Source organism: Nocardiopsis endophytica, from assembly GCF_027706725.1.
GTDB classification, from domain to species: Bacteria; Actinomycetota; Actinomycetes; order Streptosporangiales; family Streptosporangiaceae; genus Nocardiopsis_A; species Nocardiopsis_A endophytica.
On the sequence record NZ_JAQFWQ010000006.1, the window covers coordinates 18,423 to 40,666 of the forward strand.

Here is a 22,244-nt window from a genome sequence, read left to right on the forward strand (position 1 = left end):
GCTCAGCCGCCCGCCCACCGGGACCGCGAGAGGCCTGCCGCCCGGCAGGCAGGGCCGGGGAACCACCCCGCTCGCTCCGTCGCCGCCTACCACGGCGACCACCCGCACGCCGCACGGCCGACGACGCTGCCAAAAGGGCCGCGAACCTTCGTCGTCGCCGCCCAACACCGCGACCACCCGCACGCCGCACGGCCGACGACGCTGCCAAAAGGGCCGCGAACCTCCGTCGTCGCCGCCCAACACCGCGACCACGCACACGCCCCACGGCCGACGGCACTGCCAAAAGGGCCGCGAACCTTCGTCGTCGCCGCCTACCACGGCGACCACGCACACGCCCCACGGCCGACAACGCTGCGGGTCCATCGCGGACCTGTGTCCTGGTCGCGCGGCCCCGTGGCGGGCCCGGGCGGTCTTGGTCCGTGGGGTGGACCTACGCCTTCCGTACCAGCAGCACGATGCCGGCGATCACCGCGGCGGCCACGCCCGCTCCCGTGAGGATGAACGTCAGGGCGCCTGGGCCCGTCGTCTCGGCGGCGGCGTCCGGCTCCGGTGACGGCTCTCCCGACGGGGAGTGCTCGTCCCCGCCGCCCTCGCCGTCCCCGCCGTCCTCGCCGCGCATGTGGTCCGGGATCGGCACCTCCCATACCGGGCTCTCCACGCCTTCGGTGCCGACCAGCACCGACGTCCCGTCGGGGGTGTAGGTCAGCGACTCGCCCTGCTCGGACTCGGGCAGGCCCACCCGCCCCACGCTCTTTCCCGGCACGCCGTCCGAGGCGTCGTAGAAGGTGACGCCCCAGTACGTGCGGATCGCGTAGTGGGACCCGTCCGGGGAGAAGGCCGCGTCGGTGGCGTACAGCGGCGCCGAGTCCACGCGCTCCAGGGTGTTGGTGCCGTCCGGGTCGAGGGTCTCGGGTGCGGCGTACAGGCTTCCGGCGACCTCCTTGCTCACCACGTACAGGCGGCCGTCGCGCGGGTCGACCATCATCGCCTCGGCGTCCCGGCCGCCGTCAGCGTAGGTGAAGGTGAACACCTCGGGCGTGACCGCCGCGTCCGTCAGGGCCTCGGGCTCGGTGAACCGGTAGACGCGGATGTTCGGCCAGCCGCCCTGGAAGTTGTCGCCGATGTCCCCCACGTACACCGCGGGCTCGCCGTCGCCGACCCGGGCGACCGCCACGGCCTCCCAGTCGCGCAGCTCCACGCCCTCCCCGCCCAGGGTCAGGGTGGCAACCGTGTCCCCGTTCCCGTCGACGGCGAAGAGCTGGGGCGCGTGGTCGCCGCTGTCGTTGTGCGTCCACACCACGCCCTCGTGGCGGGCCGAGGCGGCCATGCCGCTGGACTCGGAGATGCGGGGGTCGCCGATGCTGAACACCTCCCCGGTCCCCTCGGGCACCGAGGACGAGGCGTCGGGCTCGGGGGTCGACCCGTCCGTCGCCTCGGACGGGGCCATGGGGGCGGGCGCCGCCTCCGCGGGCGGTGCGGCCGGGACGGCGGCGGTCGCCGCCGCCGCGGTGAGCAGCGCGCAGGCCGCCGCGGCGGAGCGGTGGTGCATGCCGCCATCCTGCCATCACCGCGGGCGCCCCATCCCGCGGCCACCCCGGGTGAGGACCGGGCCGGTTCGGGGCATGCTCCGGCTACCACCGTCGGCGGAAAGGAAGGCCCCCATGAGGATCGTCGCCTGCCTCAACGGCGACCGCCGCCCGGGCGCGCACCCGGCGCTGCCGGTCTCGGCCGAGCAGGTCGCCCTGGACGCCGCGGCGGCGGCGGCCGCCGGCGCCGACGAGGTGCACGTCCACCCCCGGGACGGCTCCGGCGCCGAGGCGCTGGAGCCGCAGGTGCTCACCCCGCTGCTGGAGCGGCTGCGCGCCGAGCTGCCGGAGGTCCCGGTGAGCGTGACCACCGCGCTCACCGCCGAGCCCGACCCGTGGCGCCGCTACGACCTGGTGCAGCGGTGGGGCGCACTGCCCGACTCGGCGACGGTGAACCTGCACGAGCCGGGGGCGGTGGAGGTGGCCCGGCTGCTGGCGGACCGCCGGGTCCGGGTGGAGGCGGGGCTGGCCACGGCGGAGGCGGCGCGGCTGCTGGCGGCGCTCGGGGCGGCGGTGGAGTTCGACCGGGTGCTGGTGGAGCCCGAGGCGGCCGACCCCCGCCGGGCGCTGGCCGAGGCCGAGCGGATCGGGGCGGTCCTGGACCGGGCGGGCATCGGGCTGCCGCGGCTGCTGCACGGGTCCGAGGGGGCGGCCTGGCCGGTCCTGGACGCGGCGGCCGAAGCCGGGCACGACGTGCGGATCGGGCTGGAGGACACGCTGCTCGGGCCGGACGGCGCGGAGGCGCGGGACAACGCGGAGCTGGTGGCGGCGGCGGTGGAGCGGGTCAGCCCACGAGCGCGCCGATGATCACGATCAGCATGATCGCCGCGAGGACCGTCGGCAGCAGCCAGCGCTGCTTTCTGTTGTTGGTCAGCATGCTCATGGCGCCTTCAGCCTAGCGCCCACGTCGCGGCGGTCCGGTACCGGTGCTCCCCGTCCTGCGGGCGGCTCTCCACCAGGTGCACCTCTCCGGCCTCCCAGAACGGCGTGGCCAGGGCGGTGGTGAGGGCGGTGCGCAGTCCGGCCAGGTCGGCGGGGCGGCGGCTGCGGGCCAGGGTGAGATGCGGCACGAAGGGGCGGCGCTCGACCCGCACGCCGCGTTTGCGTGCGGCCCGGCGCAGCCCGGCGGCGGGCCGGGCCAGGGCGGTGCCCTTCTCGCCCTGCACCCCCGCCCACAGGACGGTGGCGGCGCCGTCGTCACCGGGGAAGGTTCCGGCTCCGCGCAGGGAGATCCGCTCGGGGCGGTGGCGGGCGAGCTCGGCGGTGAAGGCCTTCTCCAGTTCGGGGATCCGGGCGGGGTCGGTCTCGCCGAGGAAGAGCAGGGTGATGTGCCGGTCGTCGCGCCGGGACCAGCGCAGGCCCGGGTCCTCTTGGACTCCGAGGGCGGCGGCGACGGCCGCCTCCACCTCGTCCAGCACGTCCTCGGGAGGGTTCACCGCGATGAACAGGCGCATACCGCAAGCCTGGCAGCCGCAGGCCCACGGGAAAAGAGCCGATGATCTCGACGAAGGTGCCGTCAGAACCGCCGGAACGGCGGCACTTCCGTCGAGATCATCGCCGGGGCGGCGGGTCAGGGGCCCACCGGCTCCCGGGCGATGGTGACGAACGGGCGCCTCCGGGCCACCCGTATCCGGGCGTTCAGGCGGCGGGCCAGCAGAACGCCCACCACCGCCGTCACCACCACGGTGACGGCGCCGCCCAGCGCCAGGCTCACCCTCGGGCCGAAGGCGTCGGCCAGGACCCCGACGATGGGCGCGCCGATCGGGGCCATGCCCAGGAACACCAGCATGTACATGCTCATGACCCGGCCCCGCAGCTGCGGGTCGACGCTGAGCTGGAAGAAGGCGTTCTGGGTGGCGGTGAAGGTGAGGAAGGCGATGCCCATCGGCAGCAGCGCCAGGGTGAAGGACGTGTAGCCGGGCGCGAGCGCCGCGGCCACCTCGGTGGCACCGAAGGCGAACGCGCCGATGAGCACGGTGCGCAGCCGCGGCCGCTCCCGCCGGGCCGACAGCAGGGCTCCGGCGAGCGCGCCCACTGCCAGCGCCGCCGCCGAGACCCCGAAGGCGGCCGCCCCGGCGGTGAAGACGTTGTTGGTCATCAGCGCGATCTGGTTCTGCACGTTCGACCCGAACATCTGCAGGAACGCGGTCATCACCAGCAGCAGCACCAGGTCGGGGCGCCCCGCCACGTAGCGCAGGCCCTCCCGGGTCTGGCCCTTGGCGCGCGGCGCCGGTTCGGTCGTGTGCAGCTCGGAGGGGCGCATCAGCCACAGCCCGGTGAGCACCGCGGCGAACGAGGCGGCGTTGATGAGGAACACCGGGCCGCTGCCGACGGCGGCGATGAGCAGCCCCGCCACGGCCGGGCCGACCACCCGGCCGAGCTGGAAGCTGGCGCTGTTGAGGGCGATGGCGTTGGGCAGGTCGCGCTTGCCGACCATCTCCACCACGAACGTCTGCCGCGCCGGGTTGTCGAGCACGGTGATCAGGCCCAGGCCGACGGCGAACACGTACACGTGCCACACCTGCGCGGCGCCCGCGGTGGCGAGGACGCCCAGGCCGAGGGCGAGGACGCCCATGGAGGCCTGGGTGGCGATGAGCAGGCGCCGCTTCCCGGCCCGGTCGACGATGGTGCCGCCCCATAGGCCCAGCACCAGCATGGGGAGGAACTGCAGCGCGGTGGTGATGCCCAAGGCGATGCCGCTGCCGCCGCTGAGCTGCAGCACCAGCCAGTCCTGAGCGATGCGCTGCATCCAGGTGCCGGTGTTGGAGACGACCTGCCCGGCGGCGAAGAGGCGGTAGTTGCGGATCGCGAGGGAGCGGAACATGGCCGGACCCCGGCGGCGCGGTCCGGCCTCGGGGCCGTCGGACGGCCCACCGGTATCCGTGGGACCGCCGGGGCCGGGGCAGGAACCGCCCCCGGCCCCGCGACCGGCTAACTCCGGCTCAGCCGGTCCAGGATCTCCGCCGCCTCCCGGAGCGTCTCCCTCTCCTCCGGTTCCAGCTCGGCCAGCCTCCGGGCCAGCCACTCCTCCCGCCGCCTCGTGTCCTGCCGCACCAGGGTCCGCCCCTGCTCCGTCAGGTCCACCAGGTGCTGCCGCCGGTCCTGCGGGTGCGGCTCCCGCCGAACCAGCGCGCGCTCCTCCAGCGCGCTGATGATCCGCGTCATCGACGGCGGCTGCACCTTCTCGTGGTCGGCCAGCGCCCGCGGGGTCATCTGGCCGTGCCGGGCGAGCGTGAACAGGACGGCCCCCTGCCCGAGGGACAGCGAGGTGTCCGGGCGCTGCGCCCGCAGCCGCCGGGCCAGGCGCCCCACGGCCACGCGCAGGTCGGCCTCCAGCCCGGGGCTGTTCGGCGCCGGGTCGGGCGGGGCGGGACGGTCCGCGTGCCCCAGGGGATCCGGGGCGGGTGTCTGCTCGTCCATCTTCTCGAACGGGTCGGGGTTCCTCATTAGCGGGGCTCATTACTCTTGCTAACGAATTCGCGCGCCCGCCTCTTCCCCCCAGGTCGGAACCCCCGGGGACGCGCACTGTCCACACCCCTCGCGGGGACGGCGGGCACGGCAGCCTACCCCGGCCGCGCGCTAGAGGCCGAGCAGGGTCTCGATCGGCTCCAGGCAGAAGAAGACGAGGAAGGCCGCGGAGACGACCCACAGCAGCGGGTGCACGTCCTTGGGCCGCCCCTGCACCGTGCGGATGAAGGTGTAGGTGATGAACCCGATCCCGATCCCGTTGGTGATCGAGTAGGTGAACGGCATCGCGGCGATGGTCAGGAACGCCGGGATGCCCAGGCCCAGGTCGGAGAAGTCGATCTTGGTCACCTGGGTCATCATCATGAACCCGACGATGATGAGCACCGGGGTGGCCGCCTCGAACGGCACCAGCTCCACCAGCGGCGCGAACAGGGTCGCCGCCACGAAGAGCAGGCCGGTGACCACGGGGGCGATGCCGGTCCGGGCCCCCTCGCCCACACCCGCCGAGGACTCGGCGAACACCGTGTTGACCGAGGCCGAGGCGCCGCCGCCGGCCAGCGTGCCCATGGCGTCGACCACCAGCACCTCGCGGGCGCGCGGCAGGTTGCCCTCCTCGTCGAGCATCCCGGCCTGGCCGCCGACGCCGACCATGGTGCCCATCGTGTCGAAGAAGTCGGCCAGCAGCAGGGTGAACACCAGCAGGATCACCATCACCGCGCTGATGTTGGCGAAGCTGCCGAACAGGTTGAACTCCCCGACCAGGCTGAAGTCGGGCACCGACAGCACGTCGCCCAGCGCCGTGGGCACCGCGGGGGCCGTCAACGACCACCCCTCGGGCGCGGCCGTCGCCTCCACGATGATCGCCACCACGGTGGCCACGCCGATCCCGATGAGCATGGCGCCCTTGACCTTGCGCACCATCAGGGCGATGGTCAGCGCCAGCCCGAGCACGAACACGGCGATGGGCCACCCGTTCAGCGCCCCGTCGCCGAGCTGGACCGGCACGGTGCTGTTCGCGGCGTCGGGCACGCGGGTGATGAAGCCGGCGTTCACGAAGCCGACGAAGGCCAGGAACATGCCCACGCCGACGGCGATGGCGGTCTTGAGCCCGGCGGGGATGGCGCGGAAGACGGCGGTGCGGAAGCCGGTGAGCACCAGGACCAGCAGCACCAGGCCTTCGAGCACCACCAGCCCCATGGCGTCGGCCCAGGTCATCTGGGGGGCCAGGGAGTAGGCCACGATGACGTTGAGGCCCATCCCGGCCGCCACCGCGAAGGGGTAGCGGCTGACGATGCCCATGAGGATCGAGATCACGCCGCCGACCAGCGCCGTGGTGGCGGCGACCCGGGCGATGCCCAGCTCGTCCCCGGCGGCGTCGGGGGCGGTCCCGATGATCAGCGGGTTCAGCACGATGATGTAGGCCATCGCGAAGAAGGTGGCCAGGCCGCCGCGGATCTCCCGGGCGAAGGTGGACCCGCGGGCGGTGACCTGGAAGTACCGGTCGATGCGCCCGCGCATGCCGGGGGCGGAGGACTCGTCTGCGGCGGAGGGCGCCGGGGGTGGTGATGCGTTCACTCGCTCGACCTTGGCATCTCGGTGATGGCGGCGGGGTTGCCGGACGGAACCAGATTAGTTGCATATTCACACGAAAGCGGACATCTCCGGCGCATCTGCGTTCGTAGATTCCTCCAAGCCCCCCGCAGCGGCAGGGGTCGGCGCGGCGCACGTGTGACCCGCCTCTCCCCCGCCTCTCCCCCGCCCCGCACCCGGATCCGGGCCCCCGCGCCGGGCGCACCCGCCGGACACCGTGTTCTAGCCTGGGGACGTGCGCACACCACGACGCCCCGACCCCGAGGTCATGGAGAGCGACTACCGCATCCCGACCGCCCTCGGGACGCTGGCGTGGGCGATCGCGCTCGTCGTGCTGCTGGTGCGCGGCGACGGCCTCGCCGTGGGCGAGCGGTGGTGGATCTGGGTATGCGCGGTCGGCATCGCCCTGGGCGTGTTCGGCTACTTCTACGTCCCCCACCTGCTGGGCAAGCGCGCGGCCGCCGAGGAGCGCCGCGAACGGGAACGTGCGGACGCCTCCGAGGCACCCGATAATGGGCCCCGTGCCTGAATCGCTCCGCCCGTTCCCGCGCCGACTCGCCGACCGGCTCCGGCGCATCCTGATCGACGCCGACTACACCGTCTCCGGCGTGCGCGACCGGCTCGGCGGCACCGCCGCCCGGGCCCTGGCGCGCGAGCAGCTCATCCCCGCGCTGCGCGCCACCGGCGGTGAAGAGGGGCTGGGGCTGCTGCTGCGCCTGTGGTGGCTGCAGGAGCCCATCTCCGAGAAGTCCGCACGCGCCCTGCTTCCGGTCGACGAGCTCGCCGAGCACGGCCTGCTGGCGGCCGCCGACGGCGACGTGCGCGCGCTGGTCCACCTCGGACCGTGGGAACTGGAGGAGGGCCGTCCCGGCTACGTCGTCAGCGACCCGACGGTGCGCCCCGGGCAGGGCGTGCCGCGCCCCGACCACGTCGTCGGGGCGGGCGGCGCCTCGGCCACCCTCTCCAAGCTGATCGTGGACGGCCCCTTCGAGCGCGCGCTCGACCTGGGGACCGGCTGCGGCGTCCAGGCGCTCCACCTGGCCTCCCGCGCCGCCGAGGTCGTGGGCACCGACCTCAACCCGCGCGCGCTGCGCATGGCCGAGATCAGCTGCGCCCTCTCCGGTGTGGAGGGCGCGGCCATGCGGGAGGGCTCCCTGTTCGACCCCGTCGAGGGGGAGCGCTTCGGGCTGATCGTGTCCAACCCGCCGTTCGTGATCACGCCCGACCCGGCCCGGTACACCTACCGGGAGTCCGACATGGGCGGCGACGCCCTCTGCGCCGAACTGGTGCGCCGCGCCCCGGACCACCTGACCGACGGCGGCTGGTGCCAGCTGCTGGGCAACTGGCTGCACGTGGACGGGGAGGACTGGCGCGACCGGGTCGGCGGCTGGGTGGCCGGGACCGGCTGCTCGGGCTGGGTGGTCCAGCGCGACGTGCAGGACCCGGCCGAGTACGTGGAGCTGTGGCTGCGCGACTCCTGCGAGCACGGAAGCCCCGAGTACACCCGCCGCTACGACGCCTGGCTGGACTACTTCGAGCGCGAGGGCGTGGAGGGGGTCGGCTTCGGCTGGATCTGCCTGCGCAACGACGGCGCCCAGGACGCGGCGGTGCGGGTGGAGGAGCTGCGCCACGAGATCGAGCAGCCGGTCGGCCCGTACCTGCCCGGCGTGGTCGACGGCGCGATGACCGCCCACCGGCTCACCGACGCCGCGCTGCTGTCCACGCACGTGGCCCTGGCCCCGGGCGTGGTGGAGGAGCGCATCGGGGTGCCGGGGGCGCCCGACCCGCAGCGCATCGTGCTGCGCCAGGAGAACGGCCTGCACCGCGCCGCACAGGTCGGCACCGTGGAGGCGGCCCTGGCCGGGGTGTGCGACGGCACCATGCCGGTGGGACCTCTGCTGGACGCCATCGCCCAGCTGATCGAACAGGACCCCGCCAAGGTCCGCGAGGACGCCCCGGACGTCCTGCGCTCCCTGATCGCCGAGGGCTTCTTCCGCGTCGCGAGATAGAAGGGCGAAGCCCCTCCCGCGTCGATCTCGGGGACAACGCCCCTACCGGGCCGGCTCAAGTCTTGGGTTTTCGGTGTGTGGGGGCACGGGCCGCTCGCCCGGGGCGGGTCGGTGCTCCCCGCCACGGCCCCGGGACTACCAGGGGCACCGGCGGTGACCCGCCTGGCGGGTCACCGCCGGTGCCGCCACCTGTGCGCCCGCGACCACGGAGCTCTGCGGCCAACGCCCTGGCCGTGGTGGACGCCGACACCCCGAAATCCCAGAACTTGAGGGGCCGGTTCCGGCGTCTTTTTCCTCAACAAGGGGTCGACTACTCCAGGTCGGCCTCGGCCAGCAGGAACGGAGCCCTATCCGGCTCGCGCAGGACCGCCGCCACCAGGTGGCGCCGCGCCCATGCCCCCGTCGACCAGCACAGCGCCCGCGCCAGGCCCTCCGGGGTGGAGGCGTGCAGCGCCCCCTCGGCCTCCCGCCACTCCACCTCCGTGCCGTCCACGACCAGCGCGTCGTGGTGCACGTAGGTCAGCGCCCCCTCCGGGACGAACAGGCGCACCTCGTCCGGGACCGGGCGCACCCGGCCCGAGGACTCCACCCGGCCCTCGACCGTCTCCGACAGCAGCGACAGGTCGAGCACGTCGGCCAGCGCCTCGGCGGACGCGGCCGGCGCGGGCAGCAGCGGGCGCCCTTCCGCCAGCGGCAGCAGGTCGGGGGCGTCCACCACGGCCGCGTCCTCGGCGTCGGCCACCACGATGGCCCCTCCGCCGACCGCCCGCACCCGCTCCGGCGGCACCACCCGCTCGGCCGGGACCCGGGCCAGCGCCGCCCAGATGCGCCGCAGCGCCGCGTGCTCCACGTGCCGCTCGGGGTCGGCCAGCCGCTCCAGCAGGTCGTCCGGGCCGTCCGGGTCGGCCAGCAGCTCCTCCAGCGAGGAGCGCACGCCCACCGCCCGCGCGAGCTCCGGGTCGAGCCCCTCCGGCGCGGGCTCGTACAGCCCCTCCAGCACCGGGTCGGCGCCGGGCAGGCGCAGATCCCCCGGGCGGTGCCCGCCGATGCTCGCCCCGGTCCGCAGCCACCAGGCCGTGTAGGAGGGCACGTCGGCGGCGCGCCCGCCCTCCAGCAGCAGCCGCGCGGGCTCGGTGACGGCGCGGCGCGCCGGGGTGCCCGCGAGCAGCTCCAGCGCGCGCTCCCACCGGTCGGGGCGGACGAACTCCAGGTCCGCCACGGCCGTCAGCTCGGGCACGGTCGGCGGCAGGTCCTCCTCGCCCGCGCGGCGGACGGCGTCCTCGGCCCACTCCTCCAGGCCGTCGACGGGAAGCTCGTCGAGGGACTCCTCCAGCGCCTCGCCCAGGGTGACGTCCTCGGCGCTCAGCACCGCGAAGCCGTCCAGGCAGCCCACCGCGGACAGCACCGCGCGGCCGTACCGCTCCACCAGGTCCGGGGCGACGACGCCGAAGGGGGCGTCGTCGGCGAGGATCCCGCGCAGCGGGCTGTCCGGGAGCAGCAGCTCCCCGGCGACCGTGTAGCCGCCCTCGTCGTCGCGGAGGGCCAGCTCCGCGAGCCAGGGGCGCTCGGCGTCCGGGCCGGTCCCCGCCCCGGCGGCCGTGACCAGCTCCAGCACCGGACCGCTCACCGCCTCGGGGTCGTCGGCGTCCAGGGACGCGCCGACCGCGGCGCGCACGGCCGGGTCGTCCAGGACCGCCTGCTCCCCGGCCTCGACGGCGCCGAGCCGCAGCAGCAGCGGGTCGGCCGCCTCGGCGTGCACGATGCGCACGCCGAGCGGGGCGAGCGCGGCGGGGTCCAGGGCCCCCGTGCCGAAGGCCTCACCGGCGGGCAGCAGCAGCCCGCGCGGGCCGCGCACGAGGCGCCCGTCGGCCAGCGGCACCGGCAGCGCGCCCAGCTCGTCCACGTCGGTGCCGCGTGCGGCGGAGGTGCGCAGCGCCCGGTACAGCCCCGCCCACCAGGAGGGCTCGGCGTCCCGGTCGGCCAGCAGGTCGGCGAGTTCGGCCGGGCCCAGACGGCGCACCCGGAGCTGGGCGAGGGCGGGGTGGCCCGCGTCGGCGCCGGGGCCCAGCGCGGTCGGCAGCGCCTCCGCCAGCACCTCGGCGACGGCCGGTCCGGGTTCGACCAGCACCGCGTCCAGGGGCCGCACGGGGCGGCCGTGCACGGTGCGCAGGAAGGGCGCCTCCTGCAGCGGCTTGGCGGCCGCTGCCCGGAAGTGCCCGTCGAAGGGGCCGTGGCCCAGGGAGGGCAGCGGCACCAGGTCGAGGGCGGCGCGCGGCTCCAGCCCGCAGAGCAGTTCGGCGTAGGCCTCGGCGGCCTCGGCCACCAGCGCCTCGGCCGCGGGGCCCTCGGCGATCCGGCGGCGGTCGGGGGTGAGCGGGAAGGTGCCGATGAGCAGGGCGGGGAGGGCCAGTTCGGCGTCGCTGGGGGTGGGGGCGTGCACCACCCGGGGCACGCCGTCGGGCAGCCCGGCCGACCCGTCGTCGGCGACGGCGGTGGCCCAGGTGAGCGTCCACTCCAGGCGCGAGCGCTCCTCGGTGGGGCGGTCGGCCAGCAGGGAGGGTTCGAGGGCGCCGGTGCGGGTGACGGTGCGCCACCGGGTGGTGCGCTCGGTGCCGCCCTCCTGGAGGGTGGTGACGACGTCGGCGGAGCGGGCCGCTCCCTCGCCGTCCCCGGTGTCCGGCGCGGCGTACGCGGCCTCTGCGGAGTCTGCGGCGTCTGCTGAGCCGGCCGCCTCGACGGCCGTCCTGCGCAGCACTCGGACGGGGCCGCCGTCGGCCTCGACGCGGACCTCCGCCAGGGCGGGCAGGGCCAGCAGGAGGGCCTCCCCCGTCCCATCCAGGAGCTCGGCGACGCGCCGACGGGTGTCGTCGTCGCGCAGGCGCAGCGTGACGGCCGTGGTGTAGCCCTCCGGGACGGCGGCCCCGGATTCCTCGACGTCCTCGGGGGCGGCGGCGAAGGGCAGGCGCAGCAGCGGCAGGTCGCCTCCGCGCCGCTCCAGCTCCTCCGCCAGGCCGGGGTCGGCGCGCCCCGGTGCGATGAGCTCGGCGTGGACCGCGTCCCGGGCGAGCGCGCGCGACCAGCGCACAGCGCCGTCCGCAGAGACGGCGGTGACGTCGTCGGACAGGGCGGCGACCGCGGAGAATCCGACGCCGAAGCGTCCCACGGCCCCCTGCCCCTCGGAGTCGCGCTTGGCCGAGGCGCGCAGCGTCGACATCGACTCCACGCCGTCGGCGGTCAACGGCGCCCCGGTGTTGGCGGCGGTCAGTACGTCACCGTCCAGGCGCAGCAGCAGGCGGCCCGCACCGCCGGCGCGCGCGGCGGCATCGGCGGCGTTCTGGGCGAGCTCGACGACGGCCCGGTCCCTGTAGCCGCCGAGCGCGTGGTCCTCCTCGGCGTTGGCGTCCTCCCGGAACCGCGCGGGCGCGGCCGCCCAGCCGTCGAGCACGCGGCTCCGCAGCTCCGCGGTACCGAACGGATCGGTGTGCCTGGCCGGCATGGGGACTCCTCCCGAGTGGGTGCGGCACTACGGTACGCGACCGTGGGAGCGCCGTCGGAAGGGTTTTCCGGGCGTGCCCGATGGACCCGTCGGCCCCCGACCAGGGCACGACTCCCTGATGTCGTTGATCTCGGGGGAAACGACGCTACCGGGCCGCTTTTAGGGGCGCTTTTCCCGAGATCAACGACGCAGGGGCGAATACCGTCCGACCGGGTCGGCACCCATGGCCGCCGCCCCTGCCCGCCCACGAGCCGACCACCACGACCGATAAAGGTCCTGTCCGGCCCCCGTCCCCGCAGACGTCGACACGCGGGAACACCGCCCGGCGCACAATGTTGGCCGGGGCGCCCCGGAGGACCGGGACCCGGCGCGTGGTGTGCGGTGCCGACCCGACCGAGCGGAGAGGCGCCCGCCCTGCCCCGGCGGCCCTCCGTCACACCTCGACTCAGCCCTCCGAGGAGACCAGTTCCAGTTCGGTGGTGTCGTCGAAGACGATGTGGTCGTACCCGAGCTCGTCGATGACGGGCGCGGGGGCGGGGTCGGTGCGGACCGCCTCGCGGACGGCCTCGGAGTGGGCGCCGCAGCCGTGGTCGTAGGAGACGACCCGGCCGTCGTCGGGGGCGAACTCGTTGGCGCACACGCCGAACATCCGGCGCAGGCCCCCCGCCAGCGGCGTCATGAAGCCGCAGGTGGCGCAGGTGGCCGGGGCGGCCGACGCGATCGGGCTGCGCGGCCCGGCGTCGCCGTTGTACCAGCGGTCGGCGGCGGCGTCGCGGCCCTCCCGGGACAGCACCCGGGGGCGGCCCAGCCCCGGCTCCCACGGGGCGGTGCGGTCGTCGGCCTCCTCCTCGAGGGCGTCCGCGGGGGCGTACGCGAAGCCGGGCTCCAGCCGCTCGTCGTCGGCGGAGGTGGGCAGCAGGTCGCCCACCCCCAGGTCGCCCGGGCGCAGCCGCTCCTTCCACGGCACCCACTCCGGCGCCAGCAGCGCCTCGGGCCCCGGGAGCTGCACGGCCTCGTTGACCGTGACGGCCTTGGCGCGCGCCGCGCGGACCACGGTGACGGCGTAGTGCCATCCCGGGTAGGCGGGGTCGCGGCTCTCGAACAGGTGGGTGACCAGGCGGTCGCCCTCCACGTGCGCGGACAGGTGATCGCCGACCCACTCCGGACGGGAGATCTCCACGGCGGCGGCCCGCGCGAGGTCGACCGCCTCGATGCATGCCTTGTCTGGTGCGGGGTTACGACGGCTAGGGCTCACACTCCCCATCTTCGCCGATGAGAACCACCGCCGAGGCCACGACACCGACTCGATAGACGACCGTTACGTCGGATTGGGGAGGTACGGGGGATTTCCTCCCCCCTCCCGCGGCGATCTGTGGCGGGCGCCACAGAACGGCGCGCGGAACGGCTCAGGCCTCCAGGTCGTCGGCGACCACCCGCAGCACCTGCGCGATCTTGGCGGCCTCCTTGCGGTCGGGGTGCTTTCCGCGCCGGTAGGTCGCCGAAACGCCGTCCAAGAGCTTGATCAGGTCCTCGGTGATGACCACCATCTCGTCCGGCTTCTTGCGCATCGCCTTGGCCACCGAGCGCGGCGCGTCCAGCAGCTTGACCTGCAGCGCCTGGGCGCCCTTGCGCCCCTCGACGACGCCGAACTCCACCCGCTGGCCGGCGCGCAGGGACGTGGTCCCCGCGGGCAGCGCCGAAGAGTGCACGAAGACCTCACCGCCGTCGTCGCGGGTGAGAAAGCCGAATCCCTTGTCGCCGTCGTACCACTTGACCTTGCCGGTGGGCACGTGTGACCTCACGCTCTCGCCGTAGGACCCTAAGGGGCGAGGCCGGGGAATCCGCCCGTCACCGGGGCAAGTCCGCTCGGCCTCTCGGGCCCATCCTTCCATAGGGGGCTTTCCAGGCTAGTGCTCGACGAAGCGGTCGAGGCAGGGACGTAAGGCCGCACATTCCTCGAAAAGGCGATAAACCCGGTGGGCCATATCCGGCCAGCCCGGCGCATGCGAGAGGCCCGGACGCGGATCTCCGGGCCTCCCTTTGACGACCGCCCCCGCCACCGCTGGTTGCGGAGTTCAGGACGGGACCCGGCGGGACCGGGGCGGTGTCAATCCCTCAGCGCCCCCGGCCGGTGACCGGCGCCGAACCCGGGCGCGCACCGTCATGATTACCCTCGGCCCGAACCCGCCACGCTCACGAAACCCCTGGTCAAGGAGGTTATTCCGGAGGATTTAACCGCCGATGACCCGAAGGGTGCGCAGCGGGGCCGATCCGCACCACCGCGTACACCGCACAGGCCGCCGCGGCCGCCCGCAGCCCGACCACCCCGGTCGAGGTGAGCGACTCCAGCACGATCTGGTCGATGTAGGGCGCGTCGCCGCGCCAGAAGGCCATGGCGACCAGGGTCGCCGCCGGGGGCACCCCCACCAGCACCCACTTGTCGCGGCGCGGCCAGACCCGGCTCAGCACCACCATCGCCGCGCCGACGGCCCACAGGAACGCGGACTGGTCCGCCAGGGCGCTCCCTCCGTACAGCGCGAGCACCAGGAGCTCGGAGGGGTGTTCGCGGAAGGCCGCGACCGTGTCGGACCAGCGGCGCCCCCGCCCCCGGCCGGCCCCCTCCCAGTCGCGGAGGGCGGTGATCGGGGTGCCGTGCTCGGGCCGGACGGACACCGTGCGGACGGTCCCGGCCCGCGCGCCCAGCCAGCCCGCGTGGGGGCCGCCCCGCCACGGCGGCGGCGTGCGCTCCCGGATGACCGACGAGGCCGCGCCGCCGTCCTCCTCCCCGCCGCCGGGCTCCCGCCCCTCCTCCGCGTCCGCGCCGTCACCGTCGGCGCCGTCACCGTCCGCACCGCCGGAGGCGATCTCGGCGCGCACCAGATCGACGGGGTCGCCGATGCCCTTGAGCACCCGGCGCACGTCGTCGGTGGTGTGGGCCCCCTCCCTCCGGCAGGCCTCGTCCACCCGCCGGCGCACCTCCCCCAGGAACGCGGCACGCCGCCGCGAGGGGACCGCGCCGTAGGCGGCGTCCCCCACCCGTGACAGGTAGTCCAGCACCACGCGCTCGGGCCGCTCGATCATGGACTCATGGTGCACCGCCCGGGCCCCCGGCGCGCCCCGTCTCCGGGGAACGAATTCAGGACAGCGCACTTCGGTGGAGACTCGGTGACCGAAAGTGGCCACATCATCGCCCTCCGGAAGGTATAGATGGGACCGCGCCCCGCCCGCCCCGTCCGGGGGCGCGGGGGGACCCCCGGTGCCGCCCGACCCGCCGGCACCACCAGCGACAGCGAGAGGCAGAGCATGCGCGCACGCCGAACGGCGGTCCTGGCCGCCGCCCTGACCGGGCTGCTGGCGACCGCGGCCCCCGCGGCCGCGGACGCCGGCCCCGGCGTCCTGGAGCTCTACTCGGCCCCGGGACTGGGCCACACCGTGTTCGAGGGCGGGGGCTGCCACACCCTGCCCGACAAGCGGATGGTGTCCTTCGCCGACGCCGAGCCCGCCGGGGACTACGTCTTCTACCCCGGCCCCGACTGCACCGGGGTCCCGCTGGACTCCGGCCGCGACGACAGCCAGTGGATCCCGCCGCTCTACGGGGTGCGCTCGGTCGACGTGCGTTTCGGCTGACCGGCCCGCCGGCGCGGCACCGGGGACGGGGCGCCCGCATGGCCCGCCGGGACCGGCGGCGGCTAGGCTGCAGACGCCCCCGACGCCAGAGAGGCCAGAGAGGATCGCCCGGCCGCCATGAGCGAACCCCAGCTGCCGCCCGGTGCCGCGTCCCCCCGAGACGAGCGGGCCCCGTCCGCCGAGCGGACCGCCGAGAGCCCCGCGGACGCCGCCCCCGCGGCCGGGGGCGGCTCCAGTTCCACCATGGCGCTCATCCTGCACGCGCTGACCTTCCTGTGCTGCGGCAACTGGATCTTCGGGATCGTCGGCATCGTGTTCGCCGTGCGCGCCGCGCACGCGCGCGACCGCGGCCACGGCGAGCAGGCCGAGGTCCTCACCCGGTACTCCTGGTACTGCCTGGGCGCGGCGGCGGTGATGTTCACCGTCATGGCCGTGCTGACGCTGTGGATGTTCACCCAGGCCGGGTCGTGGGTGCAGGACGCCGTCCCGGTGCCGGTCGGGTACTGACGGGCGGGCGCCGCGCCCCGGGGAGGGAACCCCGCGGCGCTCCCCGCCGTCGTGGTTATCGTGGGGGGAACCGCAGCCCGCCACGACGGCGCACCGGGGAGGGGGAGCGACCGTGCACGGTCACCGCTCGGCGATCGAGCGCTTCTGGGAGGACACCGGGCCGAACCCGGTGGCCGGGAGCGCCCCGCCGCCCGCCCCGGGCCCGCCTTCACCGCCCCCCGGCCCGGCGCCCGCGGTGACGGCGCCGCCGCCTCCGCCCATCGCGGCCCCGGCCGCACAGGCCGCCCCGATCGCCCCTCCGGCCCCGGCACCGCCCCTGGGCCCTCCCCCGCGCACCGGGGCCGCCGTGGCCGCCCTCCTGTGCGCCATGCTCACCCTGGTCTTCCCGGGCCTCGGGCTCCTCCTCGGGTTCCCCGTGCTGGCCGTGCTGACCAACGTCCCCGGGCTGGTCTTCGGCCTGCTCGCCCTGGCCAACCGCCGCGACCCCGAGGCCGTCGAACGCAACATCGCCCGGACCTGGGCCTGCAACCTGGGCTATCTCCTGCTGCTCGCGCTCATCGCGCTCGCCGTCGGAGCCCTGTTGGCAGCGCTGACCGCCTGACCGCCTCTTCCCGGGGCCTCCCCGCCGGACGGTGCGAACCGTCCGCCCCCGCCCCGCCGTCCCACCGACGACGGGCCCGCACCGCCGAGCACCGCCGAGCACGACCGAGTACCGCCGAGTACGACCGATCCGAGAGGGGCACCCGATGAGCTCACCCTGGCCGGGCCAGGAGAACGACCCGCAGCAGCACCCCGGCGGGTACGGACCGCCCCCGGGCTACGCGACCGGCGGCCAGCCGGGGTACTCCTACGGGCAGCAGCCCATAGGGCCACCGCCCGCGCCCTACGGTGCCCCGATGGTCGACCCGGAGCTCGAGGCCACCCGGGGCGGGGCCACCGCCGCATTGGTCACGGGCGCGGTGACGCTGATGTTCTGCGTCTCGCCCATCAGCATCGTCGGCATCGTCTTCGGCATCCTGTCCCTGGTGGAGAAGCAGGACGCGGAGAAGGCGCGGCGCTTCACCAAGTACGCCTGGATATCGATCATCGGCGGCATCGTGGCCTGGGTGCTGTTCTGGGTCCTCATGTTCACCCTGCCGTTCATCATCATCGCGATGGGGGCGGCGGCCGGGTAGGCGCCGGGCCGCCGGCGCCTCACAGCGAGGGCAGCGCCCCCATGAGCAGGGTGCCGCCCGCGATGGCCCAGGCCATCACGGCGTAGGTCAGGGTGCGCGTGCGCAGCGCCGGGTCCACGCGCATGGCCGGGGTGGCGAATGCGGCCACCATCAGCACCATCGCGAGCATCGCCGGGATGGTGGAGGCGATGGCGAAGATGGTCATCTGGTGCGCGCACGCCGCGTAGCCCGGCGCCCCGGGGTCGCCACAGAACACGTCGTCGTCTCCTGGTCCGAAGGTCGGGTGCCCCAGAACCGTACCGCTCCCGGCGGGGAATTTCCGCCGCGCACGGTTTACACGGGGCCGCGCCGCGTCCAATCATGAGGGTGACCCCGACCACAGGAGGTACCCCCATGGCCGACCCCTCCGGCCGCACCGGCTTCCGATCCATCGGCGGCGGCGGTCTGAACTGGGACTCCTTCCCACTCCGGCTGTTCGCCAAGGGGAACGCGAAGTTCTGGGACCCCGCCGCGATCGACCTCGGCCGGGACGCCGAGGACTGGAAGTCCCTCAGCGGCGAGGCCCAGGAGCGCATCCTGCGGCTGTGCGCCCAGTTCGCCGCCGGGGAGGAGGCGGTGACCGAGGACATCCAGCCGTTCGTGCGCGCCATGGCCGCCGAGGGGCGGCTGGGCGACGAGATGTACCTGACCCAGTTCGCCTTCGAGGAGGCCAAGCACGTGCAGGCGTTCCGGCTCTGGCTGGACGCCCTGGGCGTCACCCACGACCTGCACGCCCACATCGACCGCAACGACGGCTACCGGGCCCTGTTCTACGAGGAGCTCCCGGCCTCGCTCAACACGCTGCTGGAGGACCCGAGCCCGCGCAACCAGGTGCGCGCCTCGGTCACCTACAACCACGTCATCGAGGGCGCCCTGGCCCTGACCGGCTACTACGCCTGGAACCACATCTGCACGGCCCGCGGCATCTTCCCGGGGATGCGCGAGATCATCCGCCGCATCGGCGACGACGAGCGCCGCCACATGGCCTGGGGGACGTTCACCTGCCGCCGCCACGTCGCCGCCGACGACTCCCTGTGGCCGGTGGTCACCGAGCGCCTCGACGAGCTGATGCCGCACCTCAAGGCCACCGTGGAGCGCGACGACCAGCCCATGGCCGACGACGAGGACCAGCAGTACCAGCTCCCGCAGGGCGAGCTGCTGGAGTACGCCACCGACCGGGCACTGCGGCGGCTCGGGGCGATCGAGACCGCGCGCGGGGTGCCGGTGGCCCGCATCGACCTGGACGCCTCCCCCGAGGAGCTGGAGGAGCGGTTCGGGGAGGAGGACCGCCGGACCATGTCCCGGCTGGAGTAGGCGGCGCGGCCCGTCGGGCGGTGCCGCACCGGGCGGGCGCCGCTCAGCGCTTGCCCTCCAGCAGCACCAGGTCGATCGCGATCCCCGAGGCGACCGCCAGCGTCTTCAGCGGGTCGGGCAGGTTCGGGTACCGCTGCCAGATCTGGTAGCTGTCGGCGGCGGTGAACATCTCGCCGAGGCTGGGGAAGTTGCGGTCCACCCGCCCGACCTCGTGCTCGTTGTTGTCGAGGATCTGGAACTCGCGCGCGGTGAAGTTGCCCCGGACCGTGCCCACCGGCTGCTTCCAGGCGTCGAGCAGCCGGAAGCTGGCCTTGAACAGCTTGAAGTCCTGGTCGATGTAGCCGATCGGACGGCCGTCGGGGTAGGCGATGGTCGTCGTGGCCGTGAACATCGCCCAGGACTTCTCGATGTACAGGCGCGGCTGCCCCCAGGCGTCGTTCACCATGAGCTTGCGGGCGAACCCGGCGGTGTTCTCCGCGACGAACCTGAGCGCCTTCATGCCGCCGCTGAGGCCCACCTCGTAGATGTGGGCGGCGAGGCGCCCGTGCGCGTCGTAGCAGTAGTACTCCGACTCGTCGACGAGGAACCGCTTCGGCTGCTTGACGACGAGCGGGACGGTGTTGAAGAGGTCCACGACCGGCTTGGACGCGCACGGGCGCGGGCGGGTTCCGGCGAATCCGAGGATTCCGCCGTGATCGCTCACCCCTCCCCGTCGGCGGGCAGGATGCGGTGGACCAGGGCGCCGATGAGCGCGTCCGCGTCCCCTTCGCCGTCGAGCACTCCGGGCAGCGTGAGCGACTCGATGACCAGGCCGGTCATCGCCAGGTAGAGCATGACGACCTCGGCCCGGCCGCCGGGCAGGCCCGCCTCCAGGTGCCCGCGCACGTTGTCCTCCAGGTCCTGGCGGATGCGGCGGGTCAGCGTCCCGCGCAGGGCGGGACGGCGCGTGGCCTCCAGCCGCAGCTCCAGCAGGGCCAGGTACACCGTCCGGTTGTCGCGCATGCGCGCCATGACCCACCGCATCAGCCCGGCGACGTCCTCGGCGGTGGAGGCGCCCGCCATGGCGCGTTCCGCCTCCTGCGGATCGGGGGCGAAGCGGATGTAGACGTGCGCCCCGGCCTGGGTGAGCAGGTCGTCCCGGTCGGCGAAGTAGTTGGAGGCGGTGCCCGCCGGGACCCCGGCGGCGGTGTCGACGGCGCGGAACGTCAGGCCGCGCGCGCCCTGCTCGGCGAGGACGGTGAGCGCGCCGTCCAGGAGCGCGGCGCGGCGTTCGGGGTTGCGGACCATGGGGCCCCTTCCAGGAAACGACTTGCAACCACTACACGTGGAGTACTATACATGGAGTGGTTACCCGGTCCGACCCCCCGAGGAGCGCCCATGCGTGAACTGACCTACTTCGTCGCCGTCACCGCCGACGGCTTCGCCTGCGGCCCCGACGGGTCCTACGACTTCTTCCCCACCGCCGAGGACACCGGGGCGTTCCACGCCCGTGAGTACCCCGAGCTGATCCCCACCCACATCCGCGGCGCATTGGGCATCGAAGGGGCGGACAACCGGCACTTCGACACCCTGCTCCAGGGGCGCGGCTCCTACGACCTCGCGCTGAAGGAGGGAGTCACCAGCCCCTTCGCCCACATGCGCCAGTACGTCGCCTCGACCACGATCACCGAGAGCCCCGACCCGGACGTGCACATCATCTCCGCAGACCCGGTGGAGGCCGTGCGCGCCCTCAAGCGGGAGGACGGGGACCTGGGCATCTGTGTGGTCGGGGGTCCGACGCTGGCCGGGGCGCTCTACCCGGAGATCGACGCGGTGTTCCTCAAGCGCTACCCGGTGATGGCGGGTGCGGGCAAGCCGGTCTTCGCCGGCGCGGAGTTCTCGCCCGCCGAATTCGCCCCGGTCGAACACCACCGCTTCGACAGCGGCGCCGACTACACGCTGTTCCGCCGCCGCTGACACCGCGGACACCGCGGACGCCCTGAACACGCGGACGGCGCCCACCGGACTCCGGTGGGCGCCGTCGTGCGCTCCGGTCGGGAGCGGACCGCTCAGGCCAGCGGCGGCGGCTCGGGAAGGGTCTCCGACCCCACGCGCTCACCGTCGCGGGTGACGGTCAGACCGTCCGGGCCGGACCGGCCCACCAGCCAGGCCAGCAGGGCCGCGCGCGGCCCGTCGGCGCGCAGCCCCGCCGGGCCGCGGCCGATGGTGCCCACGTCGGCGATCTCCACCGTCGGCAGCTCGGCCCCGGCCAGGTGCTCGACCATCGACCGCAGCTCGCGGTCGACGAAGGCCTCCTGCCAGTGGCCGGGCGTGTACCCGGCGTCCAGGTCGACGTGGTGGTACTCCAGCTCCAGGATGCGCATCCCGGCCAGTTCGGCGGCGCTGAACACCCGGCCCGTGCGGTGCCGGACCTCGAAGCCCCACCGCTCCTGCGGCATGGCCGCCACCGCGGCGGCGAACCGGTCGGACGAGGTGCGCAGGTCGGCCGCCTGCTCGGGGCCGGGGCGCCCCGCGCCCGCGTCGATGTCGGCCTCCCGGGCCTCCTCGCTGGGGTACATGGACGCCTCGCGCCCCTCGCGTGCCGCCTCGAGCACGCCGGAGACCGCGTCGGCGCTCCGGGACACGTGGGCCAGCACGTGGCCCCGGGTCCACCTGGGCAGCAGCGACGGAGCGGCGATCTCCTCGGGGGTGAGCCGCTCGGCCGTGCGCACCAGGCGCTCGGTGGCCTGTTCGATCTCCTTCATCTCCATACCGGAGGCCTCCTCAGGAAGCGGCGCCGCTCAGGGTGCCGGTGGTCTGCTCGCCGGGGCTGTAGACCACACAGTAGATGTCGCGGTCGAACTGCTCGAATGCCGTCTGGGTGGGCGTGTAGTAGCTGAAGTCGTAGGCCGACTGCTCGTAGGGCACGCCGATGAAGGACTCGAACTCCTCGAGGCAGAACTGGTCGGCCTCGTCCGTCATGGCCTGCTCGCCGGGCCACTCCGACTCCATGGAGATGGTGGAGGCGTACACCTCGGAGTCGTGCGGACCCGAGCAGTCGGTGGTGGGGACCTCGGAGACCTCGCCCTGGATGGACTCGTCGTTCAGGCAGTCGCCCACGGCGATGTCGAAGGCGGCCACGTCCTCCTCCGTCGGCTCGGGCGGGGTGGACTCCTCCACCGGCTCTTCGGCGGGGGTGGTGGGCTCCGACGGGACCGAGTCGCTCCCCTGGTCTTCGGCCCGCTGCGAGGCCTCCTGCAGGTTGGACAGGATCGCGCCGCATCCGGAAGCCATGACGGCCGCACCGGCGATCGCCAGCCCGGCGACGGCCCTCTTGGCGGTCGGAGCGAAACGGATGGACATGGGGGTACTCCAAATCGGGTGATCGATGGGGGATGCCCCCGAAGGGGCGCGGCGGGGGGCAGGGCCTTCGCCTGCGGGGCACCGCCCGCTC

The 22,244-nt window shown here is 74.5% G+C and carries 23 protein-coding genes; 9 read left to right on the top strand and 14 right to left on the bottom strand.

Annotated elements, in window-relative coordinates:
* Nucleotides 1–430: 430 nt before the first annotated feature.
* Entirely contained in the window at nucleotides 431–1,549 is a 1,119-nt protein-coding gene (locus O4J56_RS03350; RefSeq protein ID WP_270683574.1) for a hypothetical protein, read from the bottom strand.
* 112 nt (nucleotides 1,550–1,661) lie between these two features.
* Here O4J56_RS03350 and O4J56_RS03355 point away from each other — a divergent pair, with 112 nt between their 5' ends.
* Nucleotides 1,662–2,393 (top strand): 3-keto-5-aminohexanoate cleavage protein, encoded by a 732-nt coding sequence (locus O4J56_RS03355; protein WP_270683575.1) that lies wholly within the window; start codon nucleotides 1,662–1,664, stop codon nucleotides 2,391–2,393.
* An 83-nt stretch (nucleotides 2,394–2,476) separates the two neighbouring features.
* On the opposite strand, the gene thpR is transcribed toward O4J56_RS03355, so the two are convergent.
* The 4 genes from thpR to O4J56_RS03375 all read right to left on the bottom strand — a co-directional run bounded on the left by thpR (nucleotide 2,477) and on the right by O4J56_RS03375 (nucleotide 6,629).
* Nucleotides 2,477–3,040, bottom strand: a complete 564-nt coding sequence (thpR, locus tag O4J56_RS03360) for an RNA 2',3'-cyclic phosphodiesterase (protein ID WP_270683576.1) — start codon at nucleotides 3,038–3,040, stop codon at nucleotides 2,477–2,479.
* A gap of 116 nt (nucleotides 3,041–3,156) precedes the next feature.
* Complete coding sequence (locus tag O4J56_RS03365; RefSeq protein ID WP_270683577.1) at nucleotides 3,157–4,410, bottom strand: MFS transporter; 1,254 nt, start codon at nucleotides 4,408–4,410, stop codon at nucleotides 3,157–3,159.
* A 107-nt stretch (nucleotides 4,411–4,517) separates the two neighbouring features.
* Nucleotides 4,518–5,033 (bottom strand): MarR family winged helix-turn-helix transcriptional regulator, encoded by a 516-nt coding sequence (locus O4J56_RS03370; RefSeq protein ID WP_270683578.1) that lies wholly within the window; start codon nucleotides 5,031–5,033, stop codon nucleotides 4,518–4,520.
* 132 nt (nucleotides 5,034–5,165) lie between these two features.
* Entirely contained in the window at nucleotides 5,166–6,629 is a 1,464-nt protein-coding gene (locus O4J56_RS03375; RefSeq protein WP_270683579.1) for an NCS2 family permease, read from the bottom strand.
* Nucleotides 6,630–6,912: 283 nt separating this feature from the next.
* Here O4J56_RS03375 and O4J56_RS03380 point away from each other — a divergent pair, with 283 nt between their 5' ends.
* Nucleotides 6,913–7,173 (top strand): DUF2530 domain-containing protein, encoded by a 261-nt coding sequence (locus tag O4J56_RS03380; RefSeq protein ID WP_333563781.1) that lies wholly within the window; start codon nucleotides 6,913–6,915, stop codon nucleotides 7,171–7,173.
* Nucleotides 7,157–8,653 (top strand): DUF7059 domain-containing protein, encoded by a 1,497-nt coding sequence (locus O4J56_RS03385; RefSeq protein WP_270683581.1) that lies wholly within the window; start codon nucleotides 7,157–7,159, stop codon nucleotides 8,651–8,653. Before O4J56_RS03380 ends, O4J56_RS03385 begins: the two co-directional genes overlap by 17 nt.
* Before the next feature lie 310 nt (nucleotides 8,654–8,963).
* On the opposite strand, the gene O4J56_RS03390 is transcribed toward O4J56_RS03385, so the two are convergent.
* The 4 genes from O4J56_RS03390 to O4J56_RS03405 all read right to left on the bottom strand — a co-directional run bounded on the left by O4J56_RS03390 (nucleotide 8,964) and on the right by O4J56_RS03405 (nucleotide 15,230).
* Complete coding sequence (locus O4J56_RS03390) at nucleotides 8,964–12,149, bottom strand: sacsin N-terminal ATP-binding-like domain-containing protein (RefSeq protein ID WP_270683582.1); 3,186 nt, start codon at nucleotides 12,147–12,149, stop codon at nucleotides 8,964–8,966.
* Nucleotides 12,150–12,594: 445 nt separating this feature from the next.
* Complete coding sequence (locus O4J56_RS03395) at nucleotides 12,595–13,413, bottom strand: DUF3027 domain-containing protein (RefSeq protein ID WP_270683583.1); 819 nt, start codon at nucleotides 13,411–13,413, stop codon at nucleotides 12,595–12,597.
* 142 nt (nucleotides 13,414–13,555) lie between these two features.
* On the bottom strand, nucleotides 13,556–13,939 hold the full coding sequence (locus O4J56_RS03400) for a cold-shock protein (protein WP_270678520.1): 384 nt from the start codon (nucleotides 13,937–13,939) through the stop codon (nucleotides 13,556–13,558).
* 427 nt (nucleotides 13,940–14,366) lie between these two features.
* Entirely contained in the window at nucleotides 14,367–15,230 is an 864-nt protein-coding gene (locus O4J56_RS03405) for a hypothetical protein (RefSeq protein WP_270683584.1), read from the bottom strand.
* A gap of 222 nt (nucleotides 15,231–15,452) precedes the next feature.
* Between O4J56_RS03405 and O4J56_RS03410 the strand changes: the two genes are divergently transcribed.
* The 4 genes from O4J56_RS03410 to O4J56_RS03425 all read left to right on the top strand — a co-directional run bounded on the left by O4J56_RS03410 (nucleotide 15,453) and on the right by O4J56_RS03425 (nucleotide 17,458).
* Complete coding sequence (locus O4J56_RS03410; protein ID WP_270683585.1) at nucleotides 15,453–15,776, top strand: hypothetical protein; 324 nt, start codon at nucleotides 15,453–15,455, stop codon at nucleotides 15,774–15,776.
* Between the two features lie 117 nt (nucleotides 15,777–15,893).
* Nucleotides 15,894–16,283, top strand: a complete 390-nt coding sequence (locus O4J56_RS03415) for a CD225/dispanin family protein (protein WP_270683586.1) — start codon at nucleotides 15,894–15,896, stop codon at nucleotides 16,281–16,283.
* 112 nt (nucleotides 16,284–16,395) lie between these two features.
* Nucleotides 16,396–16,884 carry a hypothetical protein gene (locus O4J56_RS03420; protein WP_270683587.1) on the top strand — a complete coding sequence of 163 codons (489 nt, stop codon included), beginning with the start codon at nucleotides 16,396–16,398 and terminating at the stop codon, nucleotides 16,882–16,884.
* Between the two features lie 145 nt (nucleotides 16,885–17,029).
* Nucleotides 17,030–17,458, top strand: a complete 429-nt coding sequence (locus tag O4J56_RS03425; protein ID WP_270683588.1) for a DUF4190 domain-containing protein — start codon at nucleotides 17,030–17,032, stop codon at nucleotides 17,456–17,458.
* A 19-nt stretch (nucleotides 17,459–17,477) separates the two neighbouring features.
* On the opposite strand, the gene O4J56_RS03430 is transcribed toward O4J56_RS03425, so the two are convergent.
* Nucleotides 17,478–17,714, bottom strand: coding sequence for a hypothetical protein (locus O4J56_RS03430; protein ID WP_270683589.1), 237 nt, complete (start codon nucleotides 17,712–17,714; stop codon nucleotides 17,478–17,480).
* A gap of 137 nt (nucleotides 17,715–17,851) precedes the next feature.
* On the opposite strand from O4J56_RS03430, the gene O4J56_RS03435 reads away from it, so the two are divergent.
* The gene (locus O4J56_RS03435; protein ID WP_270683590.1) at nucleotides 17,852–18,811 is read left to right on the top strand and encodes a R2-like ligand-binding oxidase; all 960 of its coding nucleotides are present in this window, start codon (nucleotides 17,852–17,854) and stop codon (nucleotides 18,809–18,811) included.
* Nucleotides 18,812–18,854: 43 nt separating this feature from the next.
* On the opposite strand, the gene O4J56_RS03440 is transcribed toward O4J56_RS03435, so the two are convergent.
* The gene (locus tag O4J56_RS03440) at nucleotides 18,855–19,445 is read right to left on the bottom strand and encodes a phospholipid scramblase-related protein (RefSeq protein ID WP_270683661.1); all 591 of its coding nucleotides are present in this window, start codon (nucleotides 19,443–19,445) and stop codon (nucleotides 18,855–18,857) included.
* Nucleotides 19,446–19,510: 65 nt separating this feature from the next.
* Nucleotides 19,511–20,098, bottom strand: a complete 588-nt coding sequence (locus O4J56_RS03445; protein ID WP_270683591.1) for a TetR/AcrR family transcriptional regulator — start codon at nucleotides 20,096–20,098, stop codon at nucleotides 19,511–19,513.
* A gap of 90 nt (nucleotides 20,099–20,188) precedes the next feature.
* Between O4J56_RS03445 and O4J56_RS03450 the strand changes: the two genes are divergently transcribed.
* Nucleotides 20,189–20,767, top strand: a complete 579-nt coding sequence (locus O4J56_RS03450) for a dihydrofolate reductase family protein (protein WP_270683592.1) — start codon at nucleotides 20,189–20,191, stop codon at nucleotides 20,765–20,767.
* A 92-nt stretch (nucleotides 20,768–20,859) separates the two neighbouring features.
* Here O4J56_RS03450 and O4J56_RS03455 read toward each other — a convergent pair whose 3' ends face one another.
* Complete coding sequence (locus O4J56_RS03455; RefSeq protein ID WP_270683593.1) at nucleotides 20,860–21,561, bottom strand: maleylpyruvate isomerase family mycothiol-dependent enzyme; 702 nt, start codon at nucleotides 21,559–21,561, stop codon at nucleotides 20,860–20,862.
* A 13-nt stretch (nucleotides 21,562–21,574) separates the two neighbouring features.
* Nucleotides 21,575–22,153: a septum formation family protein gene (locus O4J56_RS03460; RefSeq protein ID WP_270683594.1), complete on the bottom strand. Its 579-nt coding sequence runs from the start codon at nucleotides 22,151–22,153 to the stop codon at nucleotides 21,575–21,577.
* Nucleotides 22,154–22,244 lie beyond the last annotated feature (91 nt).